The sequence below is a fragment of the Fluviicola chungangensis genome (genome assembly GCF_007558725.1).
Taxonomy (GTDB): domain Bacteria; phylum Bacteroidota; class Bacteroidia; order Flavobacteriales_D; family Crocinitomicaceae; genus Fluviicola; species Fluviicola chungangensis.
In genome coordinates, this window is record NZ_VLPL01000005.1 from 1 (window position 1) to 12,559 (window position 12,559).

At 38.0% G+C, this 12,559-nt stretch carries 16 protein-coding genes and 2 tRNA genes; 10 read left to right on the top strand and 8 right to left on the bottom strand.

What is annotated here, in order from left to right; genetic code table 11:
• Positions 1-174: 174 nt before the first annotated feature.
• The 4 genes from FO442_RS10825 to FO442_RS10840 all read right to left on the bottom strand — a co-directional run bounded on the left by FO442_RS10825 (position 175) and on the right by FO442_RS10840 (position 3,357).
• Positions 175-1,230, bottom strand: coding sequence for an IS110 family RNA-guided transposase (locus FO442_RS10825; protein WP_144333210.1), 1,056 nt, complete (start codon positions 1,228-1,230; stop codon positions 175-177).
• Between the two features lie 303 nt (positions 1,231-1,533).
• Positions 1,534-1,707 (bottom strand): SymE family type I addiction module toxin, encoded by a 174-nt coding sequence (locus tag FO442_RS10830; protein ID WP_246073841.1) that lies wholly within the window; start codon positions 1,705-1,707, stop codon positions 1,534-1,536.
• A gap of 2 nt (positions 1,708-1,709) precedes the next feature.
• Positions 1,710-2,963, bottom strand: coding sequence for a site-specific integrase (locus FO442_RS10835; RefSeq protein WP_144333212.1), 1,254 nt, complete (start codon positions 2,961-2,963; stop codon positions 1,710-1,712).
• A gap of 321 nt (positions 2,964-3,284) precedes the next feature.
• A tRNA-Lys gene (locus FO442_RS10840) sits at positions 3,285-3,357 on the bottom strand.
• A 128-nt stretch (positions 3,358-3,485) separates the two neighbouring features.
• Between FO442_RS10840 and FO442_RS10845 the strand changes: the two genes are divergently transcribed.
• Positions 3,486-4,706, top strand: a complete 1,221-nt coding sequence (locus FO442_RS10845; RefSeq protein ID WP_144333213.1) for a site-specific integrase — start codon at positions 3,486-3,488, stop codon at positions 4,704-4,706.
• A 42-nt stretch (positions 4,707-4,748) separates the two neighbouring features.
• Positions 4,749-5,030 (top strand): hypothetical protein, encoded by a 282-nt coding sequence (locus FO442_RS10850; protein ID WP_144333214.1) that lies wholly within the window; start codon positions 4,749-4,751, stop codon positions 5,028-5,030.
• On the opposite strand, the gene FO442_RS10855 is transcribed toward FO442_RS10850, so the two are convergent.
• Positions 5,023-5,223, bottom strand: a complete 201-nt coding sequence (locus FO442_RS10855) for a helix-turn-helix domain-containing protein (RefSeq protein ID WP_144333215.1) — start codon at positions 5,221-5,223, stop codon at positions 5,023-5,025. The two genes, FO442_RS10850 and FO442_RS10855, sit on opposite strands and share 8 nt — an antisense overlap.
• A gap of 78 nt (positions 5,224-5,301) precedes the next feature.
• Between FO442_RS10855 and FO442_RS10860 the strand changes: the two genes are divergently transcribed.
• From FO442_RS10860 to FO442_RS10885, 6 genes are all read left to right on the top strand, one after another.
• Positions 5,302-5,700: a hypothetical protein gene (locus FO442_RS10860; RefSeq protein WP_144333216.1), complete on the top strand. Its 399-nt coding sequence runs from the start codon at positions 5,302-5,304 to the stop codon at positions 5,698-5,700.
• Positions 5,701-5,708: 8 nt separating this feature from the next.
• Positions 5,709-6,140: a hypothetical protein gene (locus tag FO442_RS10865; protein WP_144333217.1), complete on the top strand. Its 432-nt coding sequence runs from the start codon at positions 5,709-5,711 to the stop codon at positions 6,138-6,140.
• 36 nt (positions 6,141-6,176) lie between these two features.
• A complete protein-coding gene (locus tag FO442_RS10870; RefSeq protein WP_144333218.1) occupies positions 6,177-6,461 on the top strand; it encodes a hypothetical protein in 285 nt (94 codons plus the stop codon).
• 280 nt (positions 6,462-6,741) lie between these two features.
• Entirely contained in the window at positions 6,742-7,098 is a 357-nt protein-coding gene (locus tag FO442_RS10875) for a hypothetical protein (protein ID WP_144333219.1), read from the top strand.
• A gap of 1 nt (position 7,099) precedes the next feature.
• On the top strand, positions 7,100-8,434 hold the full coding sequence (locus FO442_RS10880; protein ID WP_144333220.1) for a DUF3987 domain-containing protein: 1,335 nt from the start codon (positions 7,100-7,102) through the stop codon (positions 8,432-8,434).
• Between the two features lie 423 nt (positions 8,435-8,857).
• On the top strand, positions 8,858-9,049 hold the full coding sequence (locus FO442_RS10885; protein ID WP_144333221.1) for a hypothetical protein: 192 nt from the start codon (positions 8,858-8,860) through the stop codon (positions 9,047-9,049).
• A 9-nt stretch (positions 9,050-9,058) separates the two neighbouring features.
• Here FO442_RS10885 and FO442_RS10890 read toward each other — a convergent pair whose 3' ends face one another.
• Together FO442_RS10890 and FO442_RS10895 are read right to left on the bottom strand one after the other, a co-directional pair.
• A complete protein-coding gene (locus FO442_RS10890) occupies positions 9,059-9,823 on the bottom strand; it encodes a hypothetical protein (protein WP_144333222.1) in 765 nt (254 codons plus the stop codon).
• A gap of 430 nt (positions 9,824-10,253) precedes the next feature.
• A tRNA-Lys gene (locus tag FO442_RS10895) sits at positions 10,254-10,326 on the bottom strand.
• 489 nt (positions 10,327-10,815) lie between these two features.
• Between FO442_RS10895 and FO442_RS10900 the strand changes: the two genes are divergently transcribed.
• Positions 10,816-11,268: a response regulator gene (locus FO442_RS10900; RefSeq protein ID WP_144333223.1), complete on the top strand. Its 453-nt coding sequence runs from the start codon at positions 10,816-10,818 to the stop codon at positions 11,266-11,268.
• A 103-nt stretch (positions 11,269-11,371) separates the two neighbouring features.
• Complete coding sequence (locus tag FO442_RS10905) at positions 11,372-11,878, top strand: hypothetical protein (RefSeq protein ID WP_144333224.1); 507 nt, start codon at positions 11,372-11,374, stop codon at positions 11,876-11,878.
• A 61-nt stretch (positions 11,879-11,939) separates the two neighbouring features.
• Here the strand turns inward: FO442_RS10905 and FO442_RS10910 are convergent, their stop codons facing one another.
• A complete protein-coding gene (locus FO442_RS10910) occupies positions 11,940-12,416 on the bottom strand; it encodes an acyl-CoA thioesterase (RefSeq protein WP_144333225.1) in 477 nt (158 codons plus the stop codon).
• Positions 12,417-12,559: the final 143 nt, after the last annotated feature.

Sequence of the window (12,559 nt, forward strand, 5' to 3'; positions counted from 1 at the left end):
AATCATCCACACAAATCTTTAGCGGGGCAAAGCCCCTGGTTGTTTAAGGGAAGTAATAGATTGGAAAAAGTAAAACAGAATAATTATATTTAATCATTGTCTGAAAACGGGGAAGGTTACAATGAATCAAAATGAAATTCCAATTTTATTACCTTCATAAAATCTTTAAGGCAACTATAAGTTAGCCTGTATAGCGCACAGCTCTGGTTGTGCGCTATTTTTTTCTTTGAAAGTCGGATCAAAGAAGGTTTTGTTTCTGAATAAGATAAAACACAATTCTAATAATCTTCTCTCAATGGCAATCAATGCCTTTTTCTTAATGCCCTGTTTCTGAACTATTCTTGTGTAAATTTCTTTGTATTTTTCATTACTTCTTACCGCTGCAATTGCAGGTAAATACATCGCTTTTCTGATATGTTTGTTTCCCTTTTTTGATATTTTAGATAAACCTCTTATTGAGGTTCCTGATTGCTTTTCTTTTACGTCCAGTCCTGCATAACTAGCTAGTTGCTTTTTATTGCGGATTAATTCAAAACCATTGGTTTCAGCAAGTAGTATTACGGCAGTTAAACGTCCTATTCCTGGAACGCTAGTCATGTATTCAATTTCCTGATTAATGTCAGGATTTTTGAGAACCACCTGTTCAATATCTGCTTTGATTTCGGATTCTTGTTTATTGAGAAAATTGATTCGTTGTTTCAATCGCTTAATGGTTCTTAACAGAGGGTATGCTTCTTTTTCTTCCGCGTGAAGCTGGTTCTTTATCGCAGATCTTTCAGATACAAGTTGATCTCGTTCACGGGTGAGCTGGCGCAACTTTTTGTAGGATTCTTTTGGTGGGTTCCAATCATCCAGTTTACGCTCTAACCCGAACCGAGCAATTGCTTCAGAACACGTTTTATCATTAACGCTTTTAATCGTTAAGGTCCGCATGAAGCTACTCATCTTGTTAGGCAGAATAATACTTAAAGAATGTCCCTTACTATGCAAGAAATATGCTAATTTCTCATGATAAACACCCGTTGCTTCCATGACAAACCGAATCGCAATGGACGAATCTAGTTTGTCATTCATAAACTGCAAGAGTTTCATAAATCCAGCCTCAGTATTCTTGAAAGAACATTGGAACAAAAGGTGTATATCCATTGATTCGGACATCTTTCCAAAAGTAACGTCCAAGGTTTTTAGTGAGACGTCAATACCTACGCTCTGCCTGATGATTTTCTCCATATTGTTGTTTTTTATTTTACTCGCTCCGTGATTTCTTCTTTCACTTTTGTCTCCTGTTGACATTCAGAATATCGCGCATGATGCCGATTTCTTACATTCTTGTTCAAAGTCTGAGAAGAATAAAAAGAATGAGGTAATCTCTATACATCAGCATACTTCCTAAAGAGTTGCTTTGTGGTAAGCCACACTCTCATTCTTTTCACTTCGCTTGCATCAAAATAATAAAATACAAACATAGGAGTGGTTAGGTTAGGTATGGCAGTAATACGAAGACTCGAATTACTGCCTGTTTTATTGAGTCAATTATTCTAAACGAGTAATGACCAATTTATTCTCTTTCAATTCTATTTTGACTTCCTGACCTGGTAGAAACCCCATTTCAGACAACCATTTTCCTTTTAATAAGATTTCCGGAACAATCGTTTTATCATACTTCCGCATAATAAAACGCGGTTGGATTTTGATTTTTCTCTTCATGATTAGCTGATTTTGGTTAGTGATTTTTGGGGTAATTGTGAAAGTTTGTCTTTCAAAGCATTCATATCCTCGCTGACTTTCTTTTCTACGACCTTTGCATAAATTTGAGTGGTCCGAATATTTCTATGGCCAAGCATGGAACTTACGGTTTCAATAGGAACACCATTCGCGAGCGTTACAGTTGTAGCAAAGGTATGGCGAGCAATATGCGAGGTCAATTTCTTTTTGATGCCACAGATTTCTACTATTTCTTTCAGATACGAATTATAGCGTTGATTGCTATTTACCGGTAACAGCTTGTTGTACTTTTTACAGTATTCGTGATCCTGGTATTTTTCAATTATTTCCAAAGGAATTGGAAGCAATGGAACGCTTTCTTTGGTTCCGGTCTTTTGGCGAGCAGTAGCGAGCCAAAAATTACCGTCTAATCCTTTCATTACCGCGTCATGGGTAAACTCGTAGACATCTGCATAGGCGAAGCCGGTGTAACAGCAGAAAACGAATACATCCCGAACTTCAATCAACCGATCGGAATGCAGTTTCTTTTTCATGATGAGGTATAATTCTTCCTGGTTTAGAATTTCTCTTTCCGGATTGGTATATGAACACTTGAATTGATTGAATGGATTTGAAGGAATCCAATCTAAACCAACGGCCATGTTCATGATCTTTTTAAGGTTCTTGATGTATTTGTGTGCCGTATTTGATTGGATGAGCTCGACGGTTAAAAGGTAATGTTCGAACTCGGTGATAAATGCCAGGCGCAATTCCGGAAGTGGTTTGTCATTTACCTTATATTGCTTCTTCATGAAGTTTTCGACCTTGTTTCGAGTAATAACGTAACGCTCATAAGTCTTTTTTACAATTTGTTTCGCTGTTACTTTCTCGAGCATTTTCAAATTATGATAATCGAAAGCTTCGAGGATAGATTTATAGGCTGGCAATTCTTCTTTTCCGAGAAACCGGTTTTTGATGATGACTGCAGTAATTCTATTGGCCGTTGAGTGTGCTTTTAAAAACTCCTGGTTGATGAAGTTTACCGTTCTGTCAATGTAGCCGTTGATATAGGCTGCATCTTTTGATAGTGCTTTCACTCGGCTTTTCTTGGCATCCCAATTTACAGCTTCAACGAAATGACGGGAAGAAATCTCTGCTTTTACGCCATCAACATAAATCCGGATGTAAACCGGTAGTTTCCCGTCTCTCGCTTTTTGCTGATTCAATCTTACCTTGATGGCTAATTTTTGATTGTTCATGATAAATTCTTTAACGATTAGTTCAAGAATTCGCCTGAAAATAGGTGACAAGAAACACAAGATTTTACGACCTTTTCACCCGTTACACTTACCAAGTCAAATCCATGAAAGGCAGACCAATTAAGCGTTAGCGCAATTTCTGTCACCTAATTAACGAAATAAAAATTGGTGACAGAATAGGTGACAAAAAGTTTCAATTCAATTGAATTTATTTGTTTTTGTTACCAAGAGGGGGAAATCGTGAAGTGCTTGTTATTCCTTAAATCTAGGGGGATTTAACAAAAAAAGCTTTCCAAATTGGAAAGCTTTCTTGTTTTTCAGTGATCCCGCTGGGATTCGAACCCAGGACCCATACATTAAAAGTGTATTGCTCTACCAGCTGAGCTACGGAATCTTTATCAGGCATTTATAACCAAAAGGCACACTCATTAAAAATTTGAGTGTAGAGGGGATATCGTACCTAACTGTCCCTTTAATCGTCCCTTGTCCCTAGCCAAAAATCAACAATCAAAATCCATAGTTATGAAAATTGCAATTCGTCAGAAAGAGGGAATGAACTACCTGTACGCTGACATTTCCGTTTCAGGAATCAGAGTAAAAAGCACTCTTGGCATTTCTGTAAAACCCAATGAATTCAACCCTAAAACGCAAACTGTGAAAGGTGGAGCAAACCACACAACCAATGTTCTAATCCAACAAATGAAAACGGAAATCATGGACTTGATACGATGTTTACAAAAGGACGGCGATTTGAACCGAGAAAACATCAAACAAGGTCTTGAAAAGCTTCGTAGTGGAACAACAGATGCGACCATCGAGAAAGCAAACGATTCCTTAGTTCTTTTTGCCACGGAACACATTCAAAGAACCCGTGAACTAAAGAAAGGTGCTACAATCAGACACATTGGAGTAACGCTTAACAAGTTGAAAGCTTTTGAAAAACACACGAAATCGACTTTGACTTTCGACAACGTTGACATGAAATTCTACGATTCGTTTGTGTCTTACTGTACAACGATAGAAAAGTTGTCGGTTAACACCATAGGTTCACACGTCAAGAACGTTAAAATGTGGATGAATTCGGCTTTACTGGATGGCTTACATACGAACACCGTACACCAACACAGAGCATTCAAGAAAGTAACAGAGGAATCCGATACCATCTACTTGAACGAGAGCGACATTAAGCGACTAATCGACAAAGACCTACCGTCCGAGCGTTTGGAACAGGTACGTGATTTGTTTGTGTTGGCTTGCTACACGGGAGTTAGGATTCAGGACTACAAGAAGTTGAACCGCTTCCATTTGGTGAATGATGGTACAATGTTCAAGATACGAACGGAGAAGACAGGTGCGGAAGTTATTATCCCTCTTCATGTGGAGGCTAAGAAAATACTAATGCGTTACAACGGAACACCAAAGGTAATTTCCAACCAAAAGTTCAACAACTACTTAAAGGAACTGTGTCGTTTTGTCGGTATTGACGAATTAGTACAAATAACCAGAACAGTAGCGGGTAAAAGAACCACCTCAATTTGTCCGAAACACGAATTAGTTTCATCGCACACAGCGAGAAGGAGTTTCGCTACGAATGCCTACAAAGCAGGAGTTCCAACACTTGCAATCATGGCAATTACAGGACACACAACAGAGAAGGTGTTTTTAAGATATGTTCGAGTGAGTAAGGAGGAACACGCAAGTTTGGTTAGTCAACATGGTTTCTTTAAAGGAAACGTCGCTTAAATTAAAACTTTGGGTATATTGGAAATCAAAAAAATACCCACTATGGAAAGAGAAGAAAGACACGCACGTATAGTAGAGTTTCTAAATTCATTGAAGAACACAGAAGGTAATCCGGCATTTAAGCTGAAAACCTACAAGAAACTACGAGATCGTGGTGTACTTGAAAAAACACTTGACTACCAAGAAGTATGTGAAATGACGCCGCTAATTTGTGAGGCATTTGGAATAATGAGTGGTTCGGCAGGAGATATTGACTTTTACCGTTTGTTTCAATCCTATTTGCTTGACAAAGATAAACGCGAACAAATAAATCAAATTATCTAAACTGGTTTAAATCAGTACCAAAGTAGTCAGCCAATTTACAAAGCGTGGTAAACGAAATATCACGCTTTCCTTGTTCTATTCTACCAAGGTGAATTCCCGTGTCGTTGTACACATCTTCCTGTGTTAAGCCTTTCTCATTCCTCAACTCTTTAACCCGTTTCGCAAGGGTCAACAATAATTCATGTTTGTTCATGACCGAAAAGTCAGTAACACACGTTATATTTGTAATGACCGAACGGTAAGTATATTTTATTCACTTAAACCCAAGAACATGAAATTTCTAATCATTTCCATGCTTTCAACTGGCTTCCTCTTTTCCTTTGCCAAGTTGAACGAACCAAAAATTCCCAACATTAAAGTAAGCTACCATCCGATTTCAACGACAAAACTTGATATCGAAACAGATGAGGCTATTGAAACCTGGAAAACCAATAACTCTTGTACGTTCGAATCAAATTCAAAGAGCCAAATGTTTTCCTTCAAGGAGGTCAACGAAACCAAGAAAGTTGTAAGATCCTATTCGTACCCAATTGTCAGCTTCCAAACCGATGATGAAACCTATCAATTTAAAATCAGAACCGACGTAGGAACTGCAAACTACATTGTTTGGAAAGACAAACGCATGGTTGTGATTGAAGCAGGGGATTGGAATTGGCTAATATCTAAATAGTAAGTATTATGAAAACACTGGCTTGGATTTTTTCTATCGCTATCGTCATAACTGGTTTGGTCTTAGTCTTGAACAACCCAAAAAGTATGAACCTTTCTCACACCAACATTAATTCTAAAACAATAGAACTAAAGATTGATAACTTTCCAGATTTTGTAATGGATGGCACAAGTCTTACTCGTCCAGACAACGATTACACGATTGAGGAAATTGACGAAGAGATATTTGACTATCTCATTTCCAACACAGAGGATGAAACTACATGCATCGTTAAATACAACACCCACTATGTAGATAACTATGGGAAAAATCAGGTGTCAGATTGGGAAGAATTTAGACCCATAGATTTGACGGAATTAAGAAAATTTGAAAACGTCGATTACTGGGTCGCATCAACTGGAGGAATTGTCAGATTAAAATATGGTGACGACCGCAGATGATTTGAAAATCTCAAATCAACGCCATAAAATTGTGGCATGGAAAAAGAGAAAATCATCGCTCTAATAGCGGAGGATATAAAGCACAATCAGTTGTTGAATGGATTGGACAGTATTGGGTTGTGGGATCACGATCGTTACATTTTGGAATTAGATATTTTAATTGCCGACCTTATGGGGTACAAGCACGGAATGATTCCCGATTCTTGGTTTGACGTTTACCACAAAACGATGCTTTCCATTCCTCACAACCTTACATCGAAAGAAGCCCATACACGAGCAATAATCCTCTACAACGACCTACTTCAAGTTCAGCCAAAGTAGTTCTATACACGGAGTTTTTGCCACCCGAAATCGTGCCCTTTTTTGTCGTTTTGTCAGAAGGTAGAAATCACAATCCTTTAAATTCAATAATAATTAAGACCCGTCGCCTTTCCCTACGAATAATCAGTAACCACCAACGAAAAATAATACCACAAACTTCTTTAGGGAAAAACCTGTTACTATTGTGTCAGTACTACATTACAACGGTACAACGTTCTTTGACATATTGGCGATAATCAAACAAACCCTAGGGGTTACTTGTAACATCAATAAATTAAAGATGAACATATTAGGTAGAGAATTTCTCAACAATACCGATGGTGGCTTGCAAATATTTCGCAAGTACCTCGAACATACATTTGTAGTGAGCGAACCAACGACAGTAGGTGAAAGAAAATTTACAGTTGCTTGGAATGAACGCTACGGTAATTATGCAATTTATGTTAGTTGCTTATCCAATGGAAAATGGGAAACAACCGATCGGCTGAATGCTATATGGTTTGTAAAAGAAAAATTTGGTCTTACAGAAGAAGAGACCTACACAAAAATTAATCGGGAGATGAATCTAGGTATTCTACAAGAAGAACAACCAAAAGTGGTTGTACCAACGAAACGTCCTCCAATTACATTTAGTTAAAATGAAAAACATTGAAAATCATAACAATTGTAAAATGACAGAAAATGTTTTAATAGAAGACGACAACATCGACATTTCGACAAGTCGTCAAAACACCGAGGATGATCAATCCCTAAACTTCAAATCTTTGCCATTGATGTTGCAAAATGTTTGCTCGTCCTTTGATGACCAGTACAAGGAAATGATGTTACTGAGTGCTATCACAGTAATTAGTAGTGTTATGCCTAACGTATATGGCACTTATGACAAACAACGTGTATACCCTAATTTATTCCTTTATGTTCTTGGTAAGGCAGGTTCTGGAAAAGGGAATTTAGTATGGTCAAGAAGGCTTCTATCCGTTATTGAGCAGAGTAAACCAGAGGCAAAAACTGGTGGTTTGCTTCAAAGGTTAATTGAAGACCCGAAAGCATTGCAAATACCTGATAAAATAATCATTCCAGCCAACAACTCTTCTGCGGGGTTTATCAAGATCCTCAATGAACGGGGAGGTAAAGGACTGTTATTTGAAACTGAAGGTGATACAATTGCCAACGTTTTCAAATCAGATTACGGTGATTATTCAGAAATGCTAAGAAAAGCATTCCATCATGAACCCATCACTTCTTACCGCAAAACAGATAATGTTCTTGTGGATCTAGAAGAACCAAAAATATCGGTAGTGATTTCTAGTACTCCGAATCAGTTAAAAAGAGTCATTTCCAATGCGGAAAATGGTTTGTTCAGCCGATTCATGTACGTTCTTACTGAACCGATTGAAGAGTTCCTAGATGTATTTGCTAGTGGTGAACAGGACAGAACCCAACAGTTTCAAGATGTAGCGAAGGAGTTATCGAAATTGTACCAAACACTTTTACGAAGCGAAGGTATTCGATTCTCTTACACATTAGAGCAAGGAAAGGAGTTCTTAAACTTCTTTGGGAAGAATAAATCTCTTCTTACCAATCTTTTTCATGAAGACCTTGATGGCTCGGTTAATCGAATGGGGTTAATAACCTTTCGAATTTCGATGATACTTACCGTGTTGAGAAACATGGATTCTCTCGAAACGGACAAGTTAGTATGTGGCGACGAAGATTTCCATACCTCTTTGAAATTGGCAGAAAAACTATTGTTGAATGCCAACAAGGTAATGGAAATACTACCGTACCAAACAGAAGATGAGTTGAGTGGAAAGAAGCTACAAATTTTCCAATTGCTTCCAGACGAATTCACAACGTCAGAAGCCAAGGAAATGGGTAGTCGATTTGGTATGTCCGATCGTACTACTGACCGCTTCTTGAAAACTGCTTGCTTTGAAAAGACAGCACACGGCGCTTACAAAAAGGTAGCGTAACAAAGATTCATCGCCAATTGTCAAGAATAGGAAATGCCTCGGTTTAACGACTGGGGCATTTTTGTGTCTAGTTGTCGGAATGTCGTTTTGACGATTTGACGTTTTTGTAATTCTCCCAACCTCCGTCCGTTCCTGTAATCTTACAAACAAATTGAATCTGTTAAGGAACTACGACTGCGGTTGTGAGAATGATGCAAAGGGAGACACTCTGCTCAAATTTTGTACGAACTATTACATTGATATTCCCCCTCCCCAAAAGTACGAGAGATTGGCAGTTTTTGTAGTGTTTTGTTTTTGCTATTCTACCCCCGCACGGATAGGCTAATCTGCAAACTTCCCCCATCCCAAATTTTGGCGGGTTTTGTTTGTCTGTCAGACCATGTGAGTTTGACCATACCCCCATTTATACCAAAAACTAACATCATGAAAACACAACTAGTTTATGCGGAGATTTTAGATTTCATTACTCCAACTATGCGAGAAGACCCACTTGTACAAATTGTTTCGGACACAGGCGTATTCATCGTTACCACCGTTGAAAATTCAAAGCAATATCCATTGGATTTCTATCCTGTAAGTACAGAGGCTATGGAAGCTTACAATTTGAAACAGTAGGATATATTATCAATTTGGAAAATAGTTAGTTGCCAACGATTCAAACACGTAATTACACTTTTCTTCGATTGTTTCAAATGTGTTAAACTTCGAATAGTTCATGTTAAGGTTATAAGACCCATTGTAAAAAAGCACCACGTCAAATAACGGATCCATTACCAAAAATCTCGCAACTTGAAACCGAATAACCTCTCCTAGCACAGTTTCAACATCTTTGATTCTCATTGTTGTACTAGGACTGCTCTTGTTGAATGCAACAAATGCACTATATATCTCTCGTTTTTTGATGATTTCTTCATACAACAAATTATTATCCGCAATAATATCCGAATTATTGAGAGCATATAATGATGCCATAAACGATTTGTATGGTGCTGTTTTATTTAGGGTTTTACCAATTTCTAAAGCAACATGCATTCCAAAACAAGTAGCTAAATGCAAATGCAATTTGTTCTTCGTCTTGAGGTTAATCAGCATTAAGCAAGCCTCTAACTCTTTCCAACTTATTGTGTCCCCATTGGATAAAACCATACTTGTTTTATCGGTCGCCCCATGTGCTTCAATATGGAGAATTACTTCATCATCATCTTGAACCTCGTTTTCAATAGTTTTCAGTACATCCAACAAATCAATCTTCGAATTAATCGTTGTAAGTGAATGCAATAAATCAGGTGCATAAAATTGACAGTACTTAGAAATCGTATCATTGTACAACTCCGTCCCTGTTTGGCGTTCATTAGTAAGACTTTCAAGAACGTAAATTCGTGTTATCATAATTCATTTCTTTTGTTTCGTGAAATAGTGTTCAAAGTACTTACGAACGTCAACATCTTTACTGGCATTGCGAACATCAACCTCAAAAAAGAACTGCGCCATCATCGCGAAGAACCATAGTACATAGTTTTCCCAATCACATTGCAATTTTGGAGTAGTAACAATTTTGTAAAGCCAATACCATCCATAGACATTATAGCCATAAATAAATAATTTTCTAAGAAAGTTAAACGCTTTGTTTAGTAGAAAGATTAGGGTTTCTTTAAAGTTTCTTTTGGGTGTTGCGTGCATAAGTAGTAAATAATGATTGTCCTACAAATATCACATTTCTGTCCCTTATTTCGTCCCTACTTGAAAAACGAGAATAGACCAAACCACCACAAACCTATGTAAAACAAAAAAGTCCAACCTTTCGATTGAACTTTACTTGTGATCCCGCTGGGATTCGAACCCAGGACCCATACATTAAAAGTGTATTGCTCTACCAGCTGAGCTACGGAATCTTATTTTTTTTCGCTACACTCATTCGTGATTGCGGGTGCAAAGATAGATATCTTTTGTGTTTATGCAAGCCATTTGAACAAAAAAAAGCAAAATATTTGCTTCAACTCCGCTAAACCATTGAATCTAAGGCATCAATTAATTCTATTTTCCGTAACAATATTTTAATCGCTCTCTTTGTTTTAATCAAATTGATTCCTTTTTTCCAAAATGAAAACACCTATTTCAATTTGAATAACAATCTCTTTTTTTGGCACAACTCATCCCTCTCCCCAATCCAACGCCCGTAAAGGCTTTAACATTTCTTCACCGATCGCGGTATGAATTTCGAAAAGAGATGGACATTGACATGCTAAAACGTCGGTCGTGAGGAAATCATAATCCATATAGGTCACTCAGCACGGAAAACGATTTGAAATGTCAGTACAAACGAACAAACCTCAAAAAATTGGTACAAACTGGAGTTGAACAGCACATTAAAAACAAACGTCATGGAAAAGCGCCCATTTTTCGGATTACGCATTCAGGTACTGGATGACAATCCATTTTACACTACCTTGTATAAGCTTCAGCTGGAACGTGAATTGCTCACCGCTTATGCAATGCATCAAAACCATTTCAAAATCAGTACGTACACCGATTCCAAAGCATTTTTGTCCGATTTGCCCGGTATCCATTCCATCGTATTCCTGGATTACAACTTGGGAACCAACTTCACCGGCTTGGATATTATGGATAAAATCAAGAAGAAAACATCTTTGGCAAAAGTTTACATTGTCACCGATGAAAATAATTCATACATCTTACGCGCTTGCCTGGATGCAGGAGCAGATGGGATCATTTTTAAGAACAATGAACTGATGGAGCTCTCCCTGATGGTGATCAGACAAACATTGAACAGCAGTGATTTTCCCTACCAGTTAAATATTCCCCGGAACAATTAAGGGGAATTCACCTCATTTAAGTAAACAGGTACAACCATTCAGGTTTTTGACAAAATCAGCGGTTCCAAAAGGATTAGATTCGCTTTAACTCTAATCTCAGTTTATGAAAACGCTTTTATCTCTCAGTTTAGTTGTCTGCATGTGTTTCTTTTCAGCATCCGGCTTCGGCGAAACAGACACGCTTTTAATTCAAAACAATATTCCTGAATGGGTAAAACCCGTCCTGGAAAAATCGGAAATGGCCCAGAAACATCAAATTCTCACTGATTTCAACCCCTTTTATTTTGAAGCCGATTTTACGGGAGACGGACAAGTGGATATTGCTTTTTTCGTGGAAAACAAGATCGACAAAACCAAAGGAGTAATGATTATCAACAACGTAAAAAACCTGGTATATGTCATCGGCTGCGGGACAGCTACCGACATGGGAACTTCCTTTTCCTGGACAAAACGCTGGTTCATCTACCGGAACAAATACATTATGAATGATGGAAACAAAAAGAAAATCAGTTTGAAACTTCCGGCCATTCAATTGATCCGAAGCGAAACCAATAGCCTGGTGATTTACTGGACCGGGAAGAAATACAAAACCTTCCTTCAGCAGTCTTAAAAGCCACTTAAAAGTTCAACGGGTCCAAAAAGTTCAATTTGACCATCTCGAATTGAACTTACTAAAACAAATCCTTCAAATGCGGCCCCATCTCCACCTCGATATCTTTGCGCAATTCTATCAGACGCTTGGCATATTGCTGCAATTGCATTTCGCGCTCACTGTTCGGAATCCACTGATTGGTTGGCTTGGGATTTCCCTCTTCGTCTACGGAAACAAATACGATCACGCAATGTGTCGTCTTTTCGTATTTCGCTTCACTCATTTTGCGCGAGAATACATCCACTCCGATGTGGATACTGGTTTTTCCAGTATAAATCACCCGTGCCTGGATCTTGACCAGGCTCCCGATGTGGATCGGCTTAAAAAAGCGGATCCCTCCAACGTAAACGGTTACGCAGTACCCTTCTGACCAGGTTGAAGCACACGCGTAGGCCGCCTGGTCAATCCATTTCATCACGGCCCCGCCATGAACTTTTCCTCCGAAATTCACATCCGTAGGTTCACTAACGAATTGAAACGTAATCTTATCTTGCATGGAAACGAAAATAATGAATAGTTTGTTTTAATTGAATTATCAATTGATTTTGTTTTTTTTTGAACAAAAATACAACCTTTTGATTTTTTTTCCGTTCAAATCATACTGAAAACTAATAGTCCGAGAATAATTCGATTTAGCAA